Genomic DNA, 21,597 nt, shown 5'->3' with positions numbered 1-21,597 from the left:
GCGTCGATGCGCTTATCTTTGGTGGAGCAGGGCGCGCCACGGCGGGCCGAGACACGACGAAAGGTGCAACACCATGGCGGACTTCAAGGCTTCTTACGGCGAGATGGAATCGATGGCCGGCAAGCTCGACAGCGGTCGCGAGGACATCGGCGACGTGCTTCGCCGACTGAAGGACGACGTCGACCGTCTCCTCGGCGACGACTTCAAGACGCAGCACGCGTCGGGCAAGTTCGGCGAGGGCTACACCGAGCTGACCACGGGCCTCGAGAAGGCGATCGAGGGCATCAGCGACATGGGCGACTCGCTCCGCAAGATGATGCAGGCGATCAAGGACACCGACCAGGCGCTCGCCGGCAACTAGCATCCGGCGTCGCCCATGGGCGACGCGCGACAGGGGAGGGCCGGTGGGTCCTCCCCTCGGCGCTCTCTCGAGCGCATGAGCTGACCCGAGTGGAAGGAACGAGCACATGGCCGGTCCCGATGTCGACCTCGACTTCGACGACCTCACGTCGATGACGTCCGATCTCGGCACGTTCGTCAAGGAGTTCGAGGACATCAAGAACTCCACCGACGACGTACAGGATGCCGTGGGCTCCCCGCAGGGCCGCGGAGAGCTGCGCGGCAAGGTCGGCGACTTCGAGAGCAAGTGGGACGGCAACCGCGAGGTCATCCTCGAGGGGCTCACGAACATCCACGATCACCTCAAGGCGATCGTCGACGGCTTCAGCGAGACCGACGTGAAGCTCGCGACCCCCTCGCCTTCGCCAGGACCCTCGCCGACTCCGGCAGGAGGCCCGCGATGACGACCGACGACCACACCCGACGCGGAGGCACCCGATGAGCTACGGCGGAACGCTGCGCTCCCCGAACCGGCACTACCTGCTGTCCGAACTCGACGGCTCGCCCTCGAAGATCGAGGCCGCCGGCAACCACTACATCGAGATCGGCGCACGCATGTCGGCCACCGCCGACGAGCTGAAGAAGCTCGGCGACGGTGAGAAGTACAAGGCCAAGAGCCTCGACAAGGTGCGCGAGTCCGCCCGCGAGATGCAGGGCGAGCTGCGCAATGTCGGCGAGCGCTACGAGAAGACCGGCCCGGTGCTCGTCACCTACGCCGGCGCGCTGCGCACGGCACGCAACACGACCGTCGACCCGTACGTCGAGCTCATCGCCAACGCCCACCAGGCGAACCTCGACGCTGCGGCCGACCGCCGCGAGGCGCAGGGCAAGGTCGACGACAACAACACGACCTGGCTCTGGGAGAAAGAGGCGACCGACCACCAGAAGGCCGTCGCCGATGCCGCACTCGACGAGGCGAAGACCGCCGCGACGACCGCGGCAAGCAAGCTCGAAGACCTCTGGGAGGAGTTCGAGAGCGGGTTCCACGACTGGGACAAGGCGTACGACGACGCCGTCGGCGACATCGCGAGCGCGCTCGAGGCATCCGGGGTCGACGACAGCTGGTGGGAGGACCTCCTCGACGGCATCGCGACCGTGGCGACCGTCATCGCGACCATCGCCGTCATCGCCGCCCTCGTGATCGGGGGTCCGATCTTCCTCGCGATCGCCGCGGTGGCGGGCATCGTCGCCCTCGTCGCGCACTGCATCATGATGGCCTGCGGCTCGAAGCGCGTCAGCTGGACCGATATCGCGTTCGACGCGATCGGCGTGCTGCCGTTCCTCGGTGCGTTCGGCAAGGGGCTCGCGGCGGGTCGCGGCGGCATGGGCGCCCTCCGTGCGGGCCTCGGCTTCGGCAATGCGTCGAGTGGGTTCCTCGCGATCGGGCGCAACGCCATCGTCCGCGACCTTCGCACGGTCACGGGCGCCGGCCGCTTCGTCGGAAACCGTGCGGCGCGTGATGCCGCGGCATCCGGCCTGGCAGACGACTTCCTGCGCGCGAGCCGCGGCAGCTGGCTCGGCAACACGTGGAACGCGCTGCGCAACGGCGGTTCCCGGTTCGACGGCGAGGCGTACACGCTCACCCAGCGGCTCGCCTCGGCATGGCCCGGCGCCGGCGTCCTGCCGCCCGGCGGTCGTGCGGCGACGTGGGCCACGCAGTTCAGCACGATGCCGTCGCTCGCAGGCCAGGGCCTGAACCTCTGGAACACCGGGTACGGTGGCTATCAGACAGCGCAGGCCACCGGCCTGCCGCTGCCCGACATGCCCGACTTCATCGGCGGTGCGATCGACTTCGTCCGAGGTCGATGACCGGCCGCTCCCCAGAAAGCCGAGGAGCCTCCTTGAGCTCGCTCCGTGACGAACTCACCGGCGTGCAGACGCCGAAGGTGTCGTACACCCTGCTCTGCCCGCCCGGGTGGACCAAGCTGCCTCCGTCGGCGCTGACCGACGACGCGGCCACGGCGAGTGCGCTGCAGGCCATGAAGGGCGCGGGACGAGCCGACCTGGTGCTCGAGTTCCGCAGCATGCTCTCGCGACTCAAGAGCTCCCTCCGCGACCGGGGAGTGTTCGAGGTCTACGTCGCACCCGAGCGCGAGGGGGCGCCGATGCCGGCGATCATCGCGGTCTCGCCGTTCGTCGTGCCGACGGGCGTGACCTGGAACGCCGCGCTCGCGAGGCTCGCCAAGGGCGGCGCCGTCGAGGCGGCCCCGGCCGAGGTCGAGATGCACCTGATCCGCCGCGCCTCCCAGTTCCGCGACGACTCGGCCGCGGTGCACACCGACGAGCTCACGTACGTCGTGCCGGTGCCCGGGGGCGACCAGCGCCGGGCGCTGGTCTTCCAGGCCTCGGTGCTGTCGGTCGACGACGACAACTCCGCCGAGCTGGCCAGGGGCCTGGTGTTCACGTGCGAGGCGATCATGTCGACGTTCAGATGGGTGCCCGCAGCGTGAAGCAGACCTTCCCGATCTCATTCGACTCCGACCGGTGGGTTCGTGTTCCCGTCGCGTTCGCCGACGAGCAGTGGGCCTCTGGCGACGAGTGGGCGGAGTGGATCGCCGACGAGCTCACGCAGGGCCGCGAGTCGGCGGCGGAGTTCCGTGACCCGCTGCGCGATCAGGCGGCCGCGATCGCGGCGTTCCCGACCGAGCACGTGGGCGCCCGGTTCTGGTTCTTCCCGATCGACGGCGACCCGGCCGGTTGGGTCGACGTGTACGTGCAGCGACGCGATCACGACGGTTCGGATGCCGCGGCGCTGCTGCCCGACGCCGGCGCGACGCTGATCGAGCCCGCCGTCGACGCGCTCGCCGTCGCGTCGTTCGACGACGCGGTGCGGCGTCTGACGTTGTCGCCGATCGCCGCGGATGACGACGCTGGCCCCGAGGCGCGGCCCGGCATCCTCGCGAAGGGGGAGTGGGTCGCGGTGTCCGGAGACTGGGCGGTGTACCTCGTGTCGGTCGACGACGACCCCCGCCGGCTCACCTTTCGACTCGACGACATCGACGCACTCTTCGCGGGCATCGACCCGCGTGGCGTCGCCGCAGCTTCTGGAGTGGCCCGATGAGCGAACGAGACCTGTCGACCGATGGCGTGAACGTCGAGCTGGCCGCGGCGATCCGGCGCGTGCCGTCGACGCTCTCGGCCGAGGAGGCGCTCGCGGGCGTGCCGCTCATGGCGCTGCTCGCGAGCCATGCCGATGCCGCCAAGGGGTATCCGACCATCGTCTCGACCGTCGAGCGGGCCGAGCTCGACCTGGTTCAGCCGTTGCGCGACGTCGCGCCGAAGAAGACGTCGAAGGCCTATCGCTGGTGGAGCGTCATCGCGCTGGTGCTCTCGCTGATCGCGCCCGCGCTCATCATGACGGGGCGCACCGGCAGCTCCGCGCTCGACCCCGTCTCGGGCGCGCTGCCCTCGGGCCTCGCGATGGCCGTGGCGCTGGGCCTCTTCGTGTGGCTCGAGCCCAAGCGCACGTCGAACCCGCTCTATCGCTCAGGCAACTTCGGAGCGCCGATGTTCGTGCTGATCACGGTGATCTGGGCGATCGGCGTGTCCATCGTGCTCCGCTCGGGTGAGGAACTCCAGTTCCATCCCGAGGCGGTCTTCGGGCTCGTCCTCCAGATCGTCGCGACCATCGGATGCCTCGTGCTCGCCGTGTTCGCGTTCCGGCACGACCGGGAGCGGCCGGAGTGGGCCGGCGGGCGCAAGGTCCGTGGGTCCTCGGCGCTTCCGCCCGAGGTCGCGGAGTCGCCCGAGTATCGCGCGAAGCTCGAGCAGCGCCTCACCGAATGGCGTCGCCACGTCTACCGCTTGAGCACCGCCGACGAGCGTGCGGCCCTGCTCGATGCCGAACTCGAAGCCGTGCGTCTGCTCGCCGATCGAGGCACGTTGACGGCGGCGCAGTTCGACGAGGCGCAGCAGCGAGTGCGCTCCCGCGAAGACTGGCGATGACCAGACGATGACGCGCGCGGCCACGGTCGGGGTCGTGGCGGCCGGTGCCATCACGGGGGAGCGCTCCCCATTCCGTCCGGGGTGCGCGACCTCGTATGGTCGTCACTGTCCTGACGTCGACACCGTGAAAGGCGAGTCCGCATGGCAGACCTCGTGAAGCTCGACCTCGCCGCGATCGGCGGCGCCGCGAGCGATGCCCGCGCCATCAAGCGGGTCTTCGACGAGAGCGACCAGTCCGCGCACGACGCGGCCGATGCGGCGGGGCACCCCGATCTCGCCCACGCGATCGAGCGGTTCGCCTCGACGTGGGACGACCGCCGGCAGGACTTCGCCGAGAACCTGGGCAAGCTCGCGGGCGTGCTCACCGAGATCGATCTCGCGTTCACCGAGATCGATCGCTCGCTGGCCGCACGTGAGGAGAACTGATGCATCCGCTTCCCGGTGACCCGGTCGTGCTTCGCCGCACCGGCCAGCGCTACGCCGAGACCGCCTCCGCGATCCGCGATGCCGTCGCCACCCTCGACCGCATCGCCGAGCCGTCGGCGATGGTCAGCCTCGCGATCGATCGCGTGCGAACGGATGCCGCGAGGCTCGCCGGCGACATCGGCGCCGCCGAGCGGCGATACGGCGAGACCGGCGACGCGCTCGTCGACTACGCATCGGCCCTCGAGTCCGCGCAGGACGATGCCGATCGCGCCATCCGCGACGCGGATGACGCCGCCGGCCAGTCCGCGACGTTCGAGGCCCGTGACCGCACGCTGCGCTCGCGTCTGCGGGCGATGCCCGACGACGCCGCGGCAGCCGACATCCGGGCCCTCGAGCGCTCGATCACCGCCGTCGGCGCCGAACTCGACCGAAGTGACGGGGCAGCCGAATCGGCGCGACAGCGCTGGCAGGAGGCCGTCGAGGCCAGGGATCGCGCCGCGCGGGCGGCGATCGAGCGCATTCGTGGCGTCGTCGACGGCAGCGACCTCAACGACTCGTTCTGGGATGACGTGGGCGGTGCGTTCGGCGCCGTGTTCGACGCGATCGGCGATGCGCTCAAGGCGATCGCCGGGGCTGTCGTCGCGGCGGTGATGGCCATCGTCGAGGCGGTCATCGTGCTCATCGCGGCAGTGCTGGTGGTGGTCGCCGCGATCGTGCTGCTCGGCCTCGCGGTGGTTGCCGCGCTCATCGTCGCGGCACTCGCGATCGCTGCCCTGCTCATCGTCGTCGTGGCCGCAGCGCTGCTCGCGTTCGTGGCCATCGCGCTCATCGCCGGGCTGCTGCTCGTCACCGCAGGGCTCGTGCTCCTCGTCGCGGCGGCCATCGCGGTGATCCTGGCCGCAGTCGTCGGGCTCGCACTGCTGTTGCTCAGCAGCCCGCTCTTCTGGTCACTCGTGCTGGGCGCGGCCGGTCTCATCGCGCTCGTGCTCGCGTGGCGCGTGGCGATCGAGATCTTCGCGCCGACGCCCGAGGTCACGCCGTTCGAGCCCGGCGCCGACGAGAGCCGTGAGTCGCATGCGGCTTGGGAGGATGCGAACGCGGTCACCGAGATCGACAGCCTCGACGACCTCGTCGGTCTCGAGGGACTCTCCGACACGATGGGCGGCGAATCCCAGACCGTCGTCGACATCGTCCGCATGGAGGGCGAGCCGGCGCGCTACATCGTGACGCTGCCGAGCACGCAGGACTGGCAGGCCGCCGGCGTCTTCTTCGGACAGGACATGAACGGCGACGGCGCGGTCAACGACCTCGACACGAACATCGTGCTCCGCCTCTTCCCCGACGTGCGCACCCAATACGAGCGTGCCGTGCTCGACGCGATGACGAAGGCCGGCATCGGGCCCGACGACCCCGTGCTGCTCGTGGGGTTCAGCCAGGGCGGCATCCTCGCGGGACACCTCGCGGCGAACCGGTCCGATGCGTTCAACTTCGAGGGCGTGGTGGCCTACGGCGCGCCCATCGACGACATGGCGATCCCGTCGAAGACGACGGTCGTCTCGATGCAGCACGAGGGCGACATCGTGCACCAGCTCGACCTCACCGGACCACCGCGTTCGACCGACACCTGGACGACCTATTCCCGCGACGTGCCTCCAGGGGTCAACCCGTCGACGGGGGAGCCGTACTCGGCCCAGCCGCACAACAACGTCGCCTACCAGCAGACCGCGCGCGACCTCCTCGCTGCGGACCCGACCATCGACGACGGACTCGCGCAGTTCTTCGGCACCGTCGGCGACAGCGCTCAATACACGTTCGCGGAGTAGGTAGGGTGCTCAGCATGGTGAATCGTCTCGGTAGGGTCGCGCTCGGCGGCATGGTGGTGGCCCTGGTGGTGGCGCTCGGTGCGTGCGCGGCGCCGAGTGCAGCCGAGGCGCACGACGACGTCGCCGACGCCGTGCGCGCCGCCTCGCCCGAATTCGCCGAGGTCTACGTCGAAGACGGCGTCGACGGCCTCTCCCGCTACCTCTTCGTCGAGCTCGACATGGTCGGCGACGACCTGCCCATCGACGCGTTGACCGCAGCCCTCGGCGCCGTCGGCACCACCGTGCCGAAGCAGTACGACACCGTTCGGGTGGTCGCGCGCACGGCAGGCGGTGATCGCCTCGAGCTCGAGGTGCCGATGCAGCAGACGGGCATCGACGGGGTCTTCATGATCAACCCGCGCCTCGCGAGCATCCAGGCGGCCGCTCTGCGCGGCCTCGGCGAGTAGGTCGCTCGCGTGAGGTCGAGAATCGGCGCAGTGGCGCTCGGCGTCATCCTCGTCACGTTGGCTCTTGGCGGATGCGCGGCGCTTCCGGGCGAGAGCGCGAACGCCGGCGTCAGCCACGACGAGGCGTACGACGACATCGCCGACGCCGTGCGCGTCGCGTCGCCCGAGTTCGCCGAGGTTCGCATCGGCGAGGGTGCAGAGGGGGCGGAGACCTTCCTCATGGTCGAACTCGACATGATCGGCGACGAACTCCCCGGAGCTGCGCTCGACTCGGCGATGCTCGTGCTGCGCGAGTCCGTTCCCGACTCGTTCGACGCGGTCAGAGTCGTCGCCGTGTCGGCGGCCGACGTCGAACTCGACCTCGAGGAGCCGCTGCTGCAGACCGGGGTCGACGGCCAGACGATGATCGATCCCGGCACGGCGAGCATCCCGGTCGACGCGTTGCGCGACATGAGGATCCTCGGCTGATGGCGGTGTCCCGAACCCTCGCGCCGCGTCTCGAGTTCGCGTTGCCCGGCGCCTGGTGGCGTGCACCACTCGATGCCGACGGCGAGGAGCGCGCCCACGCGATCTCGGAGTTCGTGCGCGCGAAGTACGGCCGCCGCGACGATCTCGCCCGCACGCGGGCGGAGCACCGCGTGAAGCTGGCCCACGCCCTCGACGAGGCGGTGCGCGCCGGAGCCGTGGCGATGCACGTCTCGGAGTCGAACGACGGCGGCATCGCCTTCGCCTCGACGGTCACCGAGTACGCGCTCCCGGGCGTCTTCGGCACGAACCCCGCGCCGGAGGTGCTGGCCGACCGCGTGGTCAGCGGGCTGGCGCGTGCAGGCGGCGCCGAGGTCGCGACCGGTGCGGCCGGTGCGGCCCCGGATGCGGGCGAGGCCTGGTCGGCGTTCCAGGCGGCGGGCGGCGTCGCGTTCGCGAAGGGCGAGTCCATCGTGCTGCGCCGTGTGCTGCGCCGCGGGGCCGACGCGAGCCCGACTGCTGCCCCGCACCCCGGCGAGCCGAACGCATCGCAGCCCGACGCGGCATCCGAAGCCACGACCGCCGAGTCGATCACCGCCGACTACTGGATCACGGTGCCAGGCAGGCCCGAGGTCGTGCTCGTGAGCATGACGAGCGTGCTCGGTCCGCTCGAGCCGCTCATGCTCGAGCTGTTCGACCGCATCGTCGCGGCCGCGGCCTGGCGCGCGGCGCCGTCGCTGCGCGACGAGCTGACCGCCGCACGCTGACCGTCCCGCACCCCACGCCGACCACGACACGTCCACCGGCGCGTACGCTCGAACGCATGGACCCCCGACGCACGGCCTGGGTCGTCGCCGGATTCGCGGCGGCGCTCCACGTCGCCGTCGTCGTGTGCGCCTACGGGTTCGTGAGCCTGCTGGCCGACGTCGAGGTCGTCGCCGATCCGCAGGTGGGGGTGCTCGTGGTGCCCGTCGCCGTCGGGGTATCCGCCCTGACCCTGCTCGTCACGCTCGGACTGCGGCTGGCGCGGCCGGAGCGCATGGCGTCGACCGTCGTGCTCGCCGCCTTCGTGACCTGGGCGATGCTCGTCATCGTGGCGATCATCGGGCACCTGATGGCCTCGACGGGCAACGTGCTCGAAAGCGTGGCGTTCGGCATCCTGTTCGGGCTCGGCTGGTTCGGCCTGCTCGTGCCGGTCTCTGCGGCGGTCGCGTCGGTGTTCGCGGTGCTCGTCGCCCGCGGGCGCGATCACGGCATGCGACGACCGCGCTGGCCGTGGGAGCGCGACGACGACGAGTGACGGATGCCGCGTCAGGCCGGGTCGTCGACGTACCCGGTTGCGGCGACCGAGACGCGCGCCGCACCCCCGGTGAGCTCGGCGATGCGGCCGGCGAAGCCCTCCGTCTCCGACGGCGGCACGCCGAGGTCGATCCGCATGCCGGTGCCGTACTCGATGCGGAGCGGAACGTGGCCGATGCGGCGCAGTTCGGCCTCGAGCGAGGGCCCGCGCTCGTAGTCGACGTGCACCTCGAGCGTCGTCCGCAGGCTCCGGCCGAGTCGGGTCGCGGCCCGTGCCGACTCCTGCACCGAGGCCGTGTAGGCGCGCACGAGTCCACCGGTGCCGAGCAGCACCCCGCCGAAGTACCGGCTGACCACCGCCGCGACGTCCGAGAGTCCCTCTCCGCGCAGCGCCTCGAGCATCGGCTGCCCCGCCGTGCCCGACGGCTCGCCGTCGTCGCTCGATCGCGCGAGCTCCCCGCGCGCGCCGATGACGAAGGCGGTGCAGTGGTGGCGAGCCTTGGGCTCGGCGGCCCGAACGCTCGCGACGACCCGGCGCGCGGCGCCCTCGTCGTCGACGCGTTCGAGCACGCAGATGAAGCGGGAGCGCTCGATCTCGAGCTCCGTGCGCACGCGCCCGGCGATGGTCGTGTAGCTTCCGGATGCCGCGCCCATGCCGCCATTCTCCCGGAGCCCGCCGCGCCGAGTGGCCGTCGCGACCCTCGCTCGAGCGGTCGGCGCCCCGGTCGCGCGGCTGCGCAGACCCCACGCGCGGCACTCGCGGCGCTATCGTGAACCTCGTGGAGGGTTCGGTCGAGGCGCGCGTGAGCCACGAGGTCGACCGCTGGCTGCAGTGGCTGCCGCGGTGGCGACCCGGCACGCACCGCTCCCGGGTGCGCCTGTGCCAGCGCTGCTTCGGCTCGCCGATCCTCGCCGCCGCCGGCCTCGACGTCGACGTGCCGCATCCGGTGCAGCACTCGTTCTCGATGCGCATGAAGGGCGTCATCGACCTCGCGGTCGACGACTACACGGCTCGCAACCTGCCGATGCTGCACCGCGAGATCCGACTGGCCGAAGAGCGTAAGGCCCGTCGTCCGTACCGCGCGGGCGAGGGGCTCGACCCCGAGTTCGCCGGCCTCGACGTCGACCCCGAGCCGGTGGCCGACCAGCCGTTCCTCTTCACCCTCGGCGGACTCGAGCAGGAGGCGGCGGCCGAGGCCGCCGAGCCGGCACCGCGTCCGTTCACGCCTGACGAGAAGGAGGCGCTCCGCGAGGAGGTGCGCCTCGCCGACGAGTTCGCGAAGCAGCTCGGCCGCCGCATCTGCGTCGAGCTCGCGCAGCACCGCTACCGCATCGGTAACGCGGTCGAGCGCCTCGTCGAACCGCAGGTGGCCGAGATGCTCGCCGACCTCGACCGCGAGCTCGACGCACCCGGATGGCCCGGCTGAACGACAGCTGCGAGACCGCTGGGCAGCCGCCTGCGGCATCCGCCCGCATTTGACCGCAACGTTACGCGGCATTACCATAGATCGGGTGTGCGCGCTCCGGCGTGCGCACTCAGGGCGTCTCGCCCCCACGGCATACCCACCACATCAAAGACCACGCGGTTCCGCGCGGTCGGTGGGTCGTGATGTGAAATCCATCAAACGCTGTCACCGTGCAGCACCAACAAGGAGAAGCAGTGCCAACCATTCAGCAGTTGGTCCGCAAGGGTCGCTCGCCGAAGGTCACCAAGACCAAGGCTCCCGCCCTGAAGGCCAACCCCCAGCAGCGCGGCGTGTGCACGCGTGTGTACACCACCACCCCGAAGAAGCCGAACTCCGCGCTCCGCAAGGTCGCACGTGTGAAGCTCTCGAACGGCACCGAGGTCACCGCCTACATCCCCGGTGAGGGCCACAACCTGCAGGAGCACTCGATGGTGCTCGTGCGCGGCGGTCGTGTGAAGGACCTCCCGGGTGTCCGTTACAAGATCATCCGCGGTGCCCTCGACACGCAGGCCGTGAAGAACCGCAAGCAGGCTCGCAGCCGCTACGGCGCGAAGATGGAGAAGAAGTAATGCCTCGCAAGGGACCCGCTCCGAAGCGCCCCGTCGTCGCAGACCCCGTCTACGGCTCGCCGGTCGTCAGCCAGCTCGTCAACAAGATCCTCGTCGACGGCAAGAAGGACCTCGCTCAGCGCATCGTCTACGAAGCGCTCGAGAACGTGGCCACCAAGTCCGGCCAGGACGCCGTCACGGTGCTCAAGAAGGCGCTCGACAACGTGCGCCCGACCCTCGAGGTGCGTTCGCGCCGCGTCGGCGGTTCGACCTACCAGGTCCCCGTCGAGGTCAAGCCGCACCGCGCCAACACCCTCGCCCTCCGCTGGCTCACGAGCTACGCGAAGGCCCGTCGCGAGAAGACGATGACCGAGCGTCTCACCAACGAGATCCTCGACGCGTCGAACAGCCTCGGTGCAGCCGTCAAGCGTCGTGAAGACACGCACAAGATGGCCGAGTCGAACCGCGCATTCGCCCACTACCGCTGGTAGCAGGCCGAGCGGATGCCGCGGCCTCGGCTCGCGGCATCCGCTCCCCCTTCCCCTTCCGTTCCTGAACATCCGGAGGAACCCCCGTGGCACAAGACGTGCTCACCGACCTGAGCAAGGTCCGCAACATCGGCATCATGGCCCACATCGATGCCGGCAAGACCACCACCACTGAGCGCATCCTGTTCTACACGGGCGTGAACCACAAGATCGGCGAGACCCACGACGGCGCCTCGACGACCGACTGGATGGAGCAGGAGAAGGAGCGCGGCATCACGATCACGTCTGCCGCCGTGACCTGCTACTGGAACAAGAACCAGATCAACATCATCGACACCCCCGGCCACGTGGACTTCACGGTCGAGGTCGAGCGTTCGCTCCGCGTGCTCGACGGTGCGGTCGCCGTCTTCGACGGCAAGGAGGGCGTCGAGCCCCAGTCCGAGACCGTGTGGCGTCAGGCCGACAAGTACAACGTCCCGCGCATCTGCTTCGTCAACAAGATGGACAAGCTCGGCGCCGACTTCTACTACACGGTCGACACGATCGTCAGCCGTCTGGGCGCCAAGCCGCTCGTGCTGCAGCTCCCGATCGGTTCCGAGTCGCAGTTCGAGGGCGTCGTCGACCTCATCGAGATGCGCGCACTCACGTGGCGCGGCGACGCAAAGGGTGACGTCGAGATGGGCGCCAAGTACGCCATCGAGGAGATCCCCGCCGACCTCGTCGAGAAGGCCGCGGAGTACCGCACGGCCCTGCTCGAGGTCGTCGCCGAGACGAGCGACGACCTGATGGAGAAGTACTTCGGCGGCGAGGAGCTCACCGTCGCCGAGATCAAGGCTGCGATCCGCAAGCTCACGGTCAACTCGGAGATCTACCCGGTCCTCTGCGGTTCCGCGTTCAAGAACCGCGGCGTGCAGCCGATGCTCGACGCCGTCATCGACTTCCTCCCGTCGCCGCTCGACGTCCCGGCCATCGAGGCCCACGACGCCCGCGACGAAGAGAAGGTCGTCATGCGTCACGCCGACGCGAGCGAGCCGTTCACGGCCCTCGCGTTCAAGGTCGCGGTGCACCCGTTCTTCGGTCGCCTCACCTACGTGCGCGTCTACTCCGGCCGCCTCGACAGCGGCGCCCAGGTCATCAACTCGACCAAGGGCAAGAAGGAGCGCATCGGCAAGATCTTCCAGATGCACGCCAACAAGGAGATCCCGATCGATTCGGTGACCGCCGGCAACATCTACGCCGTCATCGGCCTGAAGGACACCACGACCGGTGACACCCTGTCCGACCCGAACAACCAGGTCGTGCTCGAGTCGATGACCTTCCCCGAGCCCGTCATCGAGGTCGCCATCGAGCCGAAGACGAAGGCCGACCAGGAGAAGCTGGGCACCGCGATCCAGAAGCTCGCCGAGGAAGACCCGACGTTCCGCACCGAGCAGAACCAGGAGACCGGTCAGACGGTCATCAAGGGCATGGGCGAGCTGCACCTCGACATCCTCGTCGACCGCATGAAGCGCGAGTTCAACGTCGAGGCCAACGTGGGCAAGCCCCAGGTCGCGTACCGCGAGACGATCAAGCGCTCGGTCGAGAAGCACGACTACACCCACAAGAAGCAGACGGGTGGTTCGGGTCAGTTCGCGAAGATCCAGTTCGCGCTCGAGCCCCTCGAGGTCACGGCCGACCAGACCTACCTCTTCGAGAACAAGACCTCCGGCGGACGCGTCCCCCGCGAGTACATCCCTTCGGTCGATGCCGGATTCCAGGACGCCATGCAGTACGGCATCCTGGCCGGTTACCCGATGGTCGGCGTCAGGGCGAGCCTGCTCGACGGCGCCGCACACGACGTCGACTCCTCGGAGATGGCGTTCAAGATCGCCGGCTCGATGGGCTTCAAGGAAGCCGCTCGGAAGGCGAACCCGGTTCTGCTCGAGCCGCTCATGGCCGTCGAGGTGCGCACCCCTGAGGAATACATGGGTGATGTCATCGGCGACCTGAACTCGCGCCGCGGTCAGATCCAGTCCATGGAGGACGCGAGCGGCGTGAAGGTCATTCGCGCCAACGTGCCCCTGTCGGAGATGTTCGGCTACATCGGCGACCTGCGGTCCAAGACCTCGGGCCGCGCGGTGTACTCGATGACGTTCGACAGCTACGCGGAGGTCCCGAAGGCTGTCGCCGACGAGATCGTCCAGAAGAACAAGGGCGAATAAATCTCCCTGGCGGGGGCCTTGGCCCTCTCCGACCCACGAGCCAGCCGGTTCGCGTAACATATCTACAAACCCCGTAGCACGCCGGTCGCAATCCAGCGCCCGGAGGTTCTACACGAGTCCTGAGGAGGACCCACAGTGGCTAAGGCCAAGTTCGAGCGGACCAAGCCGCACGTCAACATCGGAACGATCGGTCACGTCGACCACGGCAAGACCACGCTCACCGCAGCGATCTCGAAGGTGCTTGCTGACAAGTACCCCTCGGCGACCAACGTTCAGCGCGACTTCGCGTCGATCGACTCGGCTCCCGAAGAGCGCCAGCGCGGCATCACGATCAACATCTCGCACGTCGAGTACGAGACGCCGAAGCGCCACTACGCGCACGTCGACGCTCCCGGTCACGCCGACTACATCAAGAACATGATCACCGGTGCGGCTCAGATGGACGGCGCGATCCTCGTGGTCGCCGCCACCGACGGCCCGATGGCTCAGACGCGTGAGCACGTGCTGCTCGCCAAGCAGGTCGGCGTGCCGTACCTGCTCGTCGCACTGAACAAGTCCGACATGGTCGACGACGAGGAGATCCTGGAGCTCGTCGAGCTCGAGGTTCGCGAGCTGCTCTCGAGCCAGGGCTTCGACGGCGACGACGCTCCGGTCGTCCGCGTCTCGGGCCTCAAGGCTCTCGAGGGCGACGAGAAGTGGGTGGACTCGGTTCTCGAGCTCATGGCCGCCGTCGACGACTCCGTGCCCGACCCGGTGCGCGACCGCGACAAGCCGTTCCTCATGCCGGTCGAAGACGTGTTCACGATCACCGGTCGTGGCACCGTCGTCACGGGCCGCGCCGAGCGTGGCACGCTGAAGATCAACTCCGAGGTCGAGATCGTCGGCATCCGCCCGACGCAGAAGACCACGGTCACGGGTATCGAGATGTTCCACAAGCAGCTCGACGAGGCCTGGGCCGGCGAGAACTGCGGTCTTCTCCTCCGTGGCACCAAGCGCGAAGACGTCGAGCGCGGCCAGGTCGTCGTGGCCCCCGGCTCGGTCACCCCGCACACGGACTTCGAGGGCACCGCGTACATCCTCTCCAAGGATGAGGGTGGGCGTCACAACCCGTTCTACGCGAACTACCGTCCGCAGTTCTACTTCCGCACCACCGACGTCACCGGCGTCATCACGCTGCCCGAGGGCACCGAGATGGTCATGCCCGGCGACACCACCGACATGACGGTCGCGCTGATCCAGCCGATCGCCATGGAGGAGGGCCTCGGCTTCGCCATCCGCGAGGGTGGCCGCACCGTCGGCGCCGGTACCGTCACGAAGGTCATCAAGTAAGTCCTTCGCGAGAGCGACCTTGAACGGGGTCGGACCTTCGGGTCCGGCCCCGTTCTGTCGTTCCGGGTGGCGGAATGCGCACACCGGATGCACGGGTGCCCGTAACCCCGTCGACATTTCGATCACCCCCCGAGCGGGTTACGCTGGGTTGGTATGGCGATGTCCGCAGCGGTCCCGAGCACCACCACCGTGCGGCCCGAGATCCAAGCGCTCCGGGCCGTCGCCGTCGCGGCCGTGGTCCTGCATCACGGGTGGCCCGCGGTCGCTCCCGCCGGGTACATGGGCGTCGACGTCTTCTTCGTCGTCTCGGGGTACCTCATCACGGCGCTCCTGCTCCGCGAGGTGGATCGCACCGGTCGTGTGTCACTCGGCGCGTTCTACCTCAGGCGTGCGCGTCGCATCCTCCCTGCAGCGATGGTGGTGCTGCTGGCCGTCTCGGCGGCGACCCTGGCGTTCGCCCCGTACCGGGACTGGGCCGCGTACTTCCGCGAGATCGTGGCGAGTGCGTTCTACGTCGAGAACTGGCGCCTGGCTGCGGACTCGCAGCTCCCGGCGTCCGCCGATCTCGAGTCGACGCCGGTGCAGCACTTCTGGTCGCTGTCGGTCGAGGAGCAGTTCTACCTGGCGTGGCCGCTCCTCATCCTCCTGGCTCTCTGGCTGGTGCACCGTCGAGGTGCATCGATCATGCGGACGCTCGCCATCGTGCTGGGTGCGGTCACGGCCGCGTCGTTCGCCTGGTCTCTCGTGCTCACGGCCGAGGACCACAACCTCGCGTACTTCTCCACGTTCAGCAGGGCTTGGGAGTTCGGCGTCGGCGGCCTGCTGGCGCTGCTGGCCGCGGCGATCCCTCGCCTGACGGCCGATCGCTGGCGCGCGGGTCGCAGCCTCGTCTCATGGGGCGGGCTCGCGATGATCGTCGTGCCGGTGGTCGCGTTCGACGACACCGAGGCGTTCCCGGGTCTCTGGGTGCTGCTGCCGGTGACGGGCACGCTCGCCATCATCTGGGCCGGCACGCCCGCGACGCGCTGGTCGACCTCGCACGTCGTCGGCCTCAGGCCGGTGCAGTGGGTGGGCGACATCTCGTACTCGCTGTACCTCTGGCACTGGCCGATCTTCATGTTCACGCCGATGGTCACCGGGGTGCCGAGCCCACCGGCCCTCATGGTCGTGCTCGTCGGCGTCTCGCTCATCGTGTCGGCGTTCTCGAAGCGATTCGTCGAGGACCCGTTCCGGCGGCGCACCGGTGCGATCGGCTCGCATCCGCGCGTGCTCGCCGGGGCGTTGGCCGTGGCGCTCGCCGGCGTGATCACGATGGGATCGGTCGCCCCCGGCATCGCCGCCGACGAGCTCGTGTGCCGCAGCCAGGGGCCGCGCGAGTAGCGAGCGGTTGCGGCTGCCGGTGTGCGGATGTCGCGGCCGCCGCGTGGGGGAGCGGAGGCCGCGCTCGCCTCACTCGCCGACGTCGACGATCTCGTGCGTGACGTCGATGTCCTGCTCGACGCTGCGCCCGACCGTGCAGCTTCGCGCGATGGAGGCGTCGACGAGGTGCGCGAGCTTCTCGCGCTCGGCGTCGGTGAGGCCCGCGAGGGGAATGAGCAGCTCCTCCTCGATGCGCTCGTAGCGGTTGTCGGGTTCGGAGGTGCCATGGGCCCAGACCGTGAATGCGACGTCTTCGCCGAGACGGCGTGAGATCACGCGGTCGGCGCTCATGCCGGAGCACGCCGCGAGGGCGAGCTTCAGCAGTTCGCCTGGCGAGAAGTGGCCCGGCGTGCCGGCCGGACCGATACTGACCGTCGCGCCCGATGCATTGCGCCCCTCGAAGGTTCGCTCGCCCGTTCGGGCCGCCGAGACGCTGCCCGAGTCCGCACGCGCGCTCTCGCGATGGTGGATGCCGGTCGCCGGAGTCTTCGTCATACCGACATCCTCGCCGCTCGGAGGCGCCGATCGATAGGGGTGGACGGATGCCCGGAAGACTCTCAGGCCGTCGTGGGACACTGAGAGGACACCGACGATGCGACGGCCTCGGCCACCGCTTCGACCCGCTGTCCGCCACTCCTGGTTTCGCCCGGAACGGCGCGCGACACGCCCGGGTTGCAGCAATGTGCCGAGTATGGCAAACTTGGTGAGTTCAACATTTCGGGCGTGCGCTCTGCGTGCGTCCGGATCACTGCCAGGCAGTGCATAACCACCCGCGCAGCAGCGCCGAGATCCTCCAGGACTTCGAGCCATTGTGCGCAAGGGGTCAGGTTAGGCCGCGGGCAGCAGAACACGACTGAACCGAAACCAAAACAGCCTTGGGCGAACCATGTCTTCCGCCAGGAAGACACGCCCGAGCGCGGGGGTCGGGGATACGGCTTGCGGGTCGAGCGTGTCGAGGTCACCAAATGCGGGTCGAGATCCGTGCGGTGGTTTCGACAGGCTCGATCACAGCCTTTGACAGAAGAACAGTGGTTGCTTCATCAGAAGTCGCTACGCGGCGCCCGATGCCCTCGGAAGGGGTATGGCGCCTTGACAGAGAGAGAGTTCGACATGGCGGGACAGAAGATCCGCATTCGACTGAAGTCGTATGACCACGAGGTCATCGACACCTCGGCGCGCAAGATCGTCGACACGGTGACCCGCGCGGGCGCCACGGTCGTCGGCCCCGTGCCGCTTCCGACCGAGAAGAACGTGGTGTGCGTCATCCGTTCGCCCCACAAGTACAAGGACAGCCGCGAGCACTTCGAGATGCGCACCCACAAGCGCCTCATCGACATCGTGGACCCGACGCCGAAGGCCGTCGACTCGCTCATGCGTCTCGACCTGCCCGCCGACGTCAACATCGAGATCAAGCTCTGAGGTAACAGATGTCTTCCGCTACCAAGAACGTGAAGGGTCTGCTCGGCACCAAGCTCGGCATGACCCAGGTGTGGGACGAGAACAACAAGCTCGTGCCCGTGACCGTCATCGAGATCGCTCCCAACGTGGTCACCCAGCTCCGTACCGTCGAGCGTGACGGCTACGAAGCTGTGCAGATCGCCGCCGGCGCCATCGACCCGCGCAAGGTCAACCAGCCCGCGACCGGCCACTTCGCCGCCGCAGGCGTGACCCCCCGTCGCCACGTGACCGAGGTCCGCACCGCGGACGCCGCGTCCTACGCGCTCGGCCAGGAGCTCCCCGTCGAGGGTGCCTTCGAGGCCGGCCAGCTCGTCGACGTCGTCGGCACGAGCAAGGGCAAGGGCTTCGCCGGTGTCATGAAGCGCCACAACTTCAAGGGCGTCTCCGCCTCGCACGGTTCGCACCGCAACCACCGCAAGCCCGGTTCCATCGGTGCCTCGTCGACGCCCAGCCGCGTCTTCAAGGGCATGCGCATGGCCGGCCGCATGGGTGGCGAGCGCGTGACCGTGCTCAACCTCCGCGTGCACGCCGTCGACGCAGAGAAGGGCCTGCTGCTCGTCAAGGGCGCCGTCCCCGGTGCTCGTGGCCGTCTCGTTTTCGTCCGCAACGCAGTGAAGGGGGCGTAGTCCATGGCTACCGCGACCAACACCATCGACACCCTCGACGTCACCGGCAAGAAGTCCGGCACCGTTGAGCTCCCCGCCGAGCTCTTCGACGTGCAGACCAACGTGCCGCTGATCCACCAGGTCGTCGTCGCCCAGCTCGCCGCAGCGCGTCAGGGCACCCACAAGACCAAGACCCGTGGTGAGGTCTCCGGCGCCGGCCGCAAGCCGTTCAAGCAGAAGGGCACCGGCCGCGCTCGTCAGGGCTCGATCCGCGCTCCTCAGATGACCGGTGGTGGCATCGTCCACGGCCCGCAGCCGCGTGACTACTCGCAGCGCACCCCCAAGAAGATGATCGCCGCTGCTCTGCTCGGCGCACTCTCCGACCGCGCTCGCGGCGGCCGCATCCACGCGGTCGAGGCCTTCGTGGCCGGCGACGTCGCCAAGACGAAGGACGCCATCGCGCTCCTCTCGTCGATCGCTCCGGCGAAGCACTACCTCGTGGTGCTGGCTCGCGGCGAGGAGCTCGCCGAGCGCGCCGTCCGCAACATCCCGACCGTGCACTCGCTGACGGTCGACCAGCTGAACGCCTACGACGTGCTCGTCTCGGACGACATCGTCTTCAGCACCGCTGCGCTCGAGGCGTTCATCGCCTCGAAGACGGCGAAGAAGGAAGAGGTCTCCGCATGAGTGCCGCACACAACAAGGACCCGCGCGACGTCATCATCGCGCCGGTCGTCTCGGAGAAGAGCTACGGCCTGATCGACGAGGGCAAGTACACGTTCACCGTGGACCCCCGCTCGAACAAGACCGAGATCAAGCTCGCCATCGAGAAGATCTTCAACGTCCAGGTGGCGTCGATCAACACCCTGAACCGTCAGGGCAAGACCCGCCGTACCCGGTTCGGCATGGGCAAGCGCAAGGACACCAAGCGCGCGATCGTCACCCTCAAGTCCGGCTCGATCGACATCTTCACGGCTGTCGGCTAAGGAGCAGAGGAAGAACATGGCTATTCGTAAGTACAAGCCCACGACCCCGGGTCGTCGCGGTTCCTCCGTCGCCGATTTCGCGGAGATCACGCGTTCGACGCCCGAGAAGTCGCTGCTCAAGCCGATCTCCAAGACCGGTGGCCGCAACAACCAGGGTCGCATCACGACCCGTCACATCGGTGGTGGCCACAAGCGCCAGTACCGCGTGATCGACTTCCGTCGCAACGACAAGGACGGCGTGCCGGCCAAGGTCGCTCACATCGAGTACGACCCCAACCGCACCGCCCGCATCGCGCTGCTCCACTTCGTGGACGGCACGAAGCGCTACATCATCGCGCCGAACAAGCTGCAGCAGGGCGACCCGATCGAATCGGGCGCCGGTGCCGACATCAAGCCGGGCAACAACCTGCCGCTGAAGAACATCCCGACGGGTACCGTCATCCACGCGATCGAGCTCCGTCCCGGTGGCGGCGCCAAGCTGGCCCGCTCGGCCGGTGCGTCGGTTCGTCTCGTCGCCAAGGACGGCCCCTACGCGCAGCTCCGTCTGCCGTCGGGCGAGATCCGCAATGTCGATGCGCGCTGCCGCGCGACCATCGGCGAGGTCGGCAACGCCGAGCAGTCGAACATCAACTGGGGCAAGGCCGGCCGCAAGCGCTGGAAGGGCGTCCGCCCGACCGTGCGTGGTGTCGCGATGAACCCGGTCGACCACCCGCACGGTGGTGGTGAGGGCAAGACCTCCGGTGGTCGCCACCCGGTCAGCCCCTGGGGCAAGTCCGAGGGACGCACTCGTCGCCCCAACAAGGAAAGCGACAAGCTCATCGTCCGTCGTCGCACCGTCGGCAAGAAGCGCAAGTAGGAGTAAGAGAAGATGCCTCGCAGTCTTAAGAAGGGCCCCTTCGTCGACGAGCACCTGCTTCGCAAGGTCGTCGTCGCCAACGAAGCCGGTTCCAAGAACGTCATCAAGACGTGGTCCCGTCGCTCGATGATCATCCCGGCAATGCTCGGGCACACGATCGCCGTGCACGACGGCCGCAAGCACATCCCGGTGTTCGTCACCGAGACCATGGTGGGTCACAAGCTCGGAGAGTTCGCCCCCACCCGCACCTTCCGTGGACACGTGAAGGATGACAAGAAGGGTCGCCGCCGCTGACGCGGTGGCGAAAAGGAGGAGAGAAATGGTGGAGTCGATCGCACGCGTGCGTCACATCCGCGTGACCCCCATGAAGGCCCGTCGCGTCGTCAACCTGATCCGCGGCAAGCAGGCACAGGAGGCACTCGCCATCCTGAAGTTCGCACCCCAGAGTGCGAGCGAGCCGGTGTACAAGCTCGTCGCCTCGGCCATCGCGAATGCTCGCGTCAAGGCCGATGCAACGAACACCTATCTGGACGAGCAGGACCTCTACATCAGCCGCGCATTCGTCGATGAGGGCACCACCCTCAAGCGTTTCCAGCCGCGTGCTCAGGGTCGTGCCTTCCGCATCAACAAGCGAACGAGCCACATCACCGTCGTGCTCGCCACGCCCGAGGAGGGTACGAAGTAATGGGTCAGAAGGTAAACCCGTACGGCTTCCGTCTCGGCATCACCACCGACCATGTGTCGCGGTGGTTCTCCGACTCGACCAAGCCCGGACAGCGCTACGCCGACTACCTCGCTGAGGACGTCAAGATCCGTCGCCTGCTCCAGACGTCGCTCGACCGCGCGGGAGTCTCGCGCATCGAGATCGAGCGCACCCGTGACCGTGTGCGTGTGGACATCCACACCGCACGTCCCGGCATCGTGATCGGCCGCCGCGGCGCCGAGGCCGAGCGCATCCGCGCCGACCTCGAGAAGCTGTCCGGCAAGCAGATCCAGCTCAACATCCTCGAGGTGAAGAACCCCGAGGCCGACGCCCAGCTCGTCGCGCAGGGCATCGCCGAGCAGCTCTCCGCACGTGTGGCGTTCCGCCGCGCGATGCGCAAGGGCCTGCAGGGTGCTCAGCGCGCCGGCGCGAAGGGTGTCCGCATCCAGGTCTCCGGCCGCCTCGGCGGCGCCGAGATGAGCCGCTCGGAGTTCTACCGCGAAGGCCGTGTGCCCCTGCACACGCTCCGCGCGAACATCGACTACGGCTTCTACGAGGCGAAGACCACCTTCGGCCGCATCGGCGTGAAGGTCTGGATCTACAAGGGCGATATCACCAACAAGGAGCTCGCACGCGAGCAGGCTTCGCAGAAGCCCTCGCGTGGCGACCGCAATGACCGTCCCCGCCGTGCGCCCAAGGCGCAGGAGCCGGTCGCAGCAGGAGTTGAGGCATAAC

At 68.6% G+C, this 21,597-nt stretch carries 28 protein-coding genes; 26 read left to right on the top strand and 2 right to left on the bottom strand.

Annotated elements, in window-relative coordinates; genetic code table 11:
• Positions 1-73: 73 nt before the first annotated feature.
• The 12 genes from ASE68_RS14820 (at position 74) to ASE68_RS14765 (ending at position 8,804) form a co-directional block, all read left to right on the top strand.
• Positions 74-361, top strand: coding sequence for a WXG100 family type VII secretion target (locus ASE68_RS14820; RefSeq protein WP_055860250.1), 288 nt, complete (start codon positions 74-76; stop codon positions 359-361).
• Positions 362-467: 106 nt separating this feature from the next.
• Positions 468-803 carry a hypothetical protein gene (locus tag ASE68_RS14815; RefSeq protein ID WP_055860249.1) on the top strand — a complete coding sequence of 112 codons (336 nt, stop codon included), beginning with the start codon at positions 468-470 and terminating at the stop codon, positions 801-803.
• Between the two features lie 34 nt (positions 804-837).
• On the top strand, positions 838-2,208 hold the full coding sequence (locus ASE68_RS14810) for a hypothetical protein (RefSeq protein WP_055860246.1): 1,371 nt from the start codon (positions 838-840) through the stop codon (positions 2,206-2,208).
• 32 nt (positions 2,209-2,240) lie between these two features.
• A complete protein-coding gene (locus tag ASE68_RS14805) occupies positions 2,241-2,849 on the top strand; it encodes a hypothetical protein (RefSeq protein WP_055860244.1) in 609 nt (202 codons plus the stop codon).
• Positions 2,831-3,460: a hypothetical protein gene (locus ASE68_RS14800; protein ID WP_055860241.1), complete on the top strand. Its 630-nt coding sequence runs from the start codon at positions 2,831-2,833 to the stop codon at positions 3,458-3,460. Before ASE68_RS14805 ends, ASE68_RS14800 begins: the two co-directional genes overlap by 19 nt.
• Entirely contained in the window at positions 3,457-4,344 is an 888-nt protein-coding gene (locus ASE68_RS14795; protein WP_055860239.1) for a hypothetical protein, read from the top strand. The genes ASE68_RS14800 and ASE68_RS14795 overlap by 4 nt, the downstream gene beginning before the upstream one ends.
• A 141-nt stretch (positions 4,345-4,485) precedes the next feature.
• On the top strand, positions 4,486-4,770 hold the full coding sequence (locus ASE68_RS14790) for a hypothetical protein (RefSeq protein WP_055860236.1): 285 nt from the start codon (positions 4,486-4,488) through the stop codon (positions 4,768-4,770).
• Positions 4,770-6,593, top strand: coding sequence for an alpha/beta hydrolase (locus ASE68_RS14785; RefSeq protein ID WP_055860233.1), 1,824 nt, complete (start codon positions 4,770-4,772; stop codon positions 6,591-6,593). The genes ASE68_RS14790 and ASE68_RS14785 overlap by 1 nt, the downstream gene beginning before the upstream one ends.
• A 14-nt stretch (positions 6,594-6,607) precedes the next feature.
• Positions 6,608-7,039 (top strand): hypothetical protein, encoded by a 432-nt coding sequence (locus ASE68_RS14780; RefSeq protein WP_055860230.1) that lies wholly within the window; start codon positions 6,608-6,610, stop codon positions 7,037-7,039.
• A 30-nt stretch (positions 7,040-7,069) separates the two neighbouring features.
• Positions 7,070-7,507, top strand: coding sequence for a hypothetical protein (locus ASE68_RS14775; protein WP_055860228.1), 438 nt, complete (start codon positions 7,070-7,072; stop codon positions 7,505-7,507).
• On the top strand, positions 7,507-8,271 hold the full coding sequence (locus ASE68_RS14770; protein ID WP_055860225.1) for a hypothetical protein: 765 nt from the start codon (positions 7,507-7,509) through the stop codon (positions 8,269-8,271). Before ASE68_RS14775 ends, ASE68_RS14770 begins: the two co-directional genes overlap by 1 nt.
• A 56-nt stretch (positions 8,272-8,327) precedes the next feature.
• Positions 8,328-8,804 (top strand): DUF6121 family protein, encoded by a 477-nt coding sequence (locus ASE68_RS14765; RefSeq protein WP_055860222.1) that lies wholly within the window; start codon positions 8,328-8,330, stop codon positions 8,802-8,804.
• An 11-nt stretch (positions 8,805-8,815) separates the two neighbouring features.
• On the opposite strand, the gene ASE68_RS14760 is transcribed toward ASE68_RS14765, so the two are convergent.
• Entirely contained in the window at positions 8,816-9,457 is a 642-nt protein-coding gene (locus tag ASE68_RS14760; protein ID WP_055860219.1) for a YigZ family protein, read from the bottom strand.
• Between the two features lie 125 nt (positions 9,458-9,582).
• Here ASE68_RS14760 and ASE68_RS14755 point away from each other — a divergent pair, with 125 nt between their 5' ends.
• The 6 genes from ASE68_RS14755 (at position 9,583) to ASE68_RS14730 (ending at position 16,215) form a co-directional block, all read left to right on the top strand.
• Positions 9,583-10,230, top strand: a complete 648-nt coding sequence (locus tag ASE68_RS14755; RefSeq protein ID WP_055861459.1) for a hypothetical protein — start codon at positions 9,583-9,585, stop codon at positions 10,228-10,230.
• Positions 10,231-10,463: 233 nt separating this feature from the next.
• A complete protein-coding gene (gene rpsL, locus ASE68_RS14750; RefSeq protein WP_022889720.1) occupies positions 10,464-10,838 on the top strand; it encodes a 30S ribosomal protein S12 in 375 nt (124 codons plus the stop codon).
• Complete coding sequence (gene rpsG / locus ASE68_RS14745; RefSeq protein ID WP_055860217.1) at positions 10,838-11,308, top strand: 30S ribosomal protein S7; 471 nt, start codon at positions 10,838-10,840, stop codon at positions 11,306-11,308. The genes rpsL and rpsG overlap by 1 nt, the downstream gene beginning before the upstream one ends.
• 83 nt (positions 11,309-11,391) lie before the next feature.
• Positions 11,392-13,506: an elongation factor G gene (fusA, locus tag ASE68_RS14740; RefSeq protein ID WP_055860215.1), complete on the top strand. Its 2,115-nt coding sequence runs from the start codon at positions 11,392-11,394 to the stop codon at positions 13,504-13,506.
• 135 nt (positions 13,507-13,641) lie between these two features.
• On the top strand, positions 13,642-14,835 hold the full coding sequence (tuf, locus tag ASE68_RS14735; protein WP_055860212.1) for an elongation factor Tu: 1,194 nt from the start codon (positions 13,642-13,644) through the stop codon (positions 14,833-14,835).
• A 153-nt stretch (positions 14,836-14,988) separates the two neighbouring features.
• Positions 14,989-16,215, top strand: coding sequence for an acyltransferase (locus ASE68_RS14730; protein ID WP_055860209.1), 1,227 nt, complete (start codon positions 14,989-14,991; stop codon positions 16,213-16,215).
• Between the two features lie 69 nt (positions 16,216-16,284).
• Here ASE68_RS14730 and ASE68_RS14725 read toward each other — a convergent pair whose 3' ends face one another.
• A complete protein-coding gene (locus tag ASE68_RS14725; RefSeq protein WP_055860206.1) occupies positions 16,285-16,749 on the bottom strand; it encodes an OsmC family protein in 465 nt (154 codons plus the stop codon).
• Between the two features lie 615 nt (positions 16,750-17,364).
• Here ASE68_RS14725 and rpsJ point away from each other — a divergent pair.
• Genes rpsJ through rpsC form a run of 8 tightly spaced genes read left to right on the top strand, consistent with a single transcriptional unit; the run spans position 17,365 to position 21,596 of the window.
• Positions 17,365-17,673, top strand: a complete 309-nt coding sequence (rpsJ, locus tag ASE68_RS14720; RefSeq protein WP_017201594.1) for a 30S ribosomal protein S10 — start codon at positions 17,365-17,367, stop codon at positions 17,671-17,673.
• An 8-nt stretch (positions 17,674-17,681) separates the two neighbouring features.
• Entirely contained in the window at positions 17,682-18,338 is a 657-nt protein-coding gene (rplC, locus tag ASE68_RS14715) for a 50S ribosomal protein L3 (protein WP_055860203.1), read from the top strand.
• Positions 18,339-18,341: 3 nt separating this feature from the next.
• Positions 18,342-19,004 carry a 50S ribosomal protein L4 gene (rplD, locus tag ASE68_RS14710; RefSeq protein ID WP_055860193.1) on the top strand — a complete coding sequence of 221 codons (663 nt, stop codon included), beginning with the start codon at positions 18,342-18,344 and terminating at the stop codon, positions 19,002-19,004.
• On the top strand, positions 19,001-19,303 hold the full coding sequence (gene rplW / locus ASE68_RS14705) for a 50S ribosomal protein L23 (protein ID WP_055860190.1): 303 nt from the start codon (positions 19,001-19,003) through the stop codon (positions 19,301-19,303). Before rplD ends, rplW begins: the two co-directional genes overlap by 4 nt.
• Before the next feature lie 16 nt (positions 19,304-19,319).
• On the top strand, positions 19,320-20,159 hold the full coding sequence (rplB, locus tag ASE68_RS14700; protein ID WP_055860187.1) for a 50S ribosomal protein L2: 840 nt from the start codon (positions 19,320-19,322) through the stop codon (positions 20,157-20,159).
• Positions 20,160-20,171: 12 nt separating this feature from the next.
• Positions 20,172-20,453, top strand: coding sequence for a 30S ribosomal protein S19 (gene rpsS, locus ASE68_RS14695; protein ID WP_055860184.1), 282 nt, complete (start codon positions 20,172-20,174; stop codon positions 20,451-20,453).
• A gap of 25 nt (positions 20,454-20,478) precedes the next feature.
• Positions 20,479-20,844, top strand: coding sequence for a 50S ribosomal protein L22 (gene rplV, locus ASE68_RS14690; protein WP_055860181.1), 366 nt, complete (start codon positions 20,479-20,481; stop codon positions 20,842-20,844).
• A complete protein-coding gene (gene rpsC / locus ASE68_RS14685; RefSeq protein WP_055860178.1) occupies positions 20,844-21,596 on the top strand; it encodes a 30S ribosomal protein S3 in 753 nt (250 codons plus the stop codon). Before rplV ends, rpsC begins: the two co-directional genes overlap by 1 nt.
• Position 21,597: the final 1 nt, after the last annotated feature.

This window comes from Agromyces sp. Leaf222, from assembly GCF_001421565.1.
Classification (GTDB): domain Bacteria; phylum Actinomycetota; class Actinomycetes; order Actinomycetales; family Microbacteriaceae; genus Agromyces.
Note: the sequence above shows the minus strand (reverse complement) of the source record. Positions and strands in the feature narration are given on the sequence as shown.

What these genes read in the sequence shown, in the direction of transcription:
- ASE68_RS14820 (WP_055860250.1), top strand. Translation starts at nt 74, where the DNA reads ATGGCGGACTTCAAGGCTTCTTACGGCGAGATGGAATCGATGGCCGGC.
- ASE68_RS14815 (WP_055860249.1), top strand. Translation starts at nt 468, where the DNA reads ATGGCCGGTCCCGATGTCGACCTCGACTTCGACGACCTCACGTCGATG.
- ASE68_RS14810 (WP_055860246.1), top strand. Translation starts at nt 838, where the DNA reads ATGAGCTACGGCGGAACGCTGCGCTCCCCGAACCGGCACTACCTGCTG.
- ASE68_RS14800 (WP_055860241.1), top strand. Translation starts at nt 2,831, where the DNA reads ATGGGTGCCCGCAGCGTGAAGCAGACCTTCCCGATCTCATTCGACTCC.
- ASE68_RS14795 (WP_055860239.1), top strand. Translation starts at nt 3,457, where the DNA reads ATGAGCGAACGAGACCTGTCGACCGATGGCGTGAACGTCGAGCTGGCC.
- ASE68_RS14790 (WP_055860236.1), top strand. Translation starts at nt 4,486, where the DNA reads ATGGCAGACCTCGTGAAGCTCGACCTCGCCGCGATCGGCGGCGCCGCG.
- ASE68_RS14785 (WP_055860233.1), top strand. Translation starts at nt 4,770, where the DNA reads ATGCATCCGCTTCCCGGTGACCCGGTCGTGCTTCGCCGCACCGGCCAG.
- ASE68_RS14780 (WP_055860230.1), top strand. Translation starts at nt 6,608, where the DNA reads ATGGTGAATCGTCTCGGTAGGGTCGCGCTCGGCGGCATGGTGGTGGCC.
- ASE68_RS14770 (WP_055860225.1), top strand. Translation starts at nt 7,507, where the DNA reads ATGGCGGTGTCCCGAACCCTCGCGCCGCGTCTCGAGTTCGCGTTGCCC.
- ASE68_RS14765 (WP_055860222.1), top strand. Translation starts at nt 8,328, where the DNA reads ATGGACCCCCGACGCACGGCCTGGGTCGTCGCCGGATTCGCGGCGGCG.
- ASE68_RS14760 (WP_055860219.1), bottom strand. Translation starts at nt 9,457, where the DNA reads ATGGGCGCGGCATCCGGAAGCTACACGACCATCGCCGGGCGCGTGCGC.
- rpsG (WP_055860217.1), top strand. Translation starts at nt 10,838, where the DNA reads ATGCCTCGCAAGGGACCCGCTCCGAAGCGCCCCGTCGTCGCAGACCCC.
- ASE68_RS14730 (WP_055860209.1), top strand. Translation starts at nt 14,989, where the DNA reads ATGGCGATGTCCGCAGCGGTCCCGAGCACCACCACCGTGCGGCCCGAG.
- ASE68_RS14725 (WP_055860206.1), bottom strand. Translation starts at nt 16,749, where the DNA reads ATGACGAAGACTCCGGCGACCGGCATCCACCATCGCGAGAGCGCGCGT.
- rpsJ (WP_017201594.1), top strand. Translation starts at nt 17,365, where the DNA reads ATGGCGGGACAGAAGATCCGCATTCGACTGAAGTCGTATGACCACGAG.
- rplC (WP_055860203.1), top strand. Translation starts at nt 17,682, where the DNA reads ATGTCTTCCGCTACCAAGAACGTGAAGGGTCTGCTCGGCACCAAGCTC.
- rplD (WP_055860193.1), top strand. Translation starts at nt 18,342, where the DNA reads ATGGCTACCGCGACCAACACCATCGACACCCTCGACGTCACCGGCAAG.
- rplW (WP_055860190.1), top strand. Translation starts at nt 19,001, where the DNA reads ATGAGTGCCGCACACAACAAGGACCCGCGCGACGTCATCATCGCGCCG.
- rplB (WP_055860187.1), top strand. Translation starts at nt 19,320, where the DNA reads ATGGCTATTCGTAAGTACAAGCCCACGACCCCGGGTCGTCGCGGTTCC.
- rpsS (WP_055860184.1), top strand. Translation starts at nt 20,172, where the DNA reads ATGCCTCGCAGTCTTAAGAAGGGCCCCTTCGTCGACGAGCACCTGCTT.
- rplV (WP_055860181.1), top strand. Translation starts at nt 20,479, where the DNA reads ATGGTGGAGTCGATCGCACGCGTGCGTCACATCCGCGTGACCCCCATG.
- rpsC (WP_055860178.1), top strand. Translation starts at nt 20,844, where the DNA reads ATGGGTCAGAAGGTAAACCCGTACGGCTTCCGTCTCGGCATCACCACC.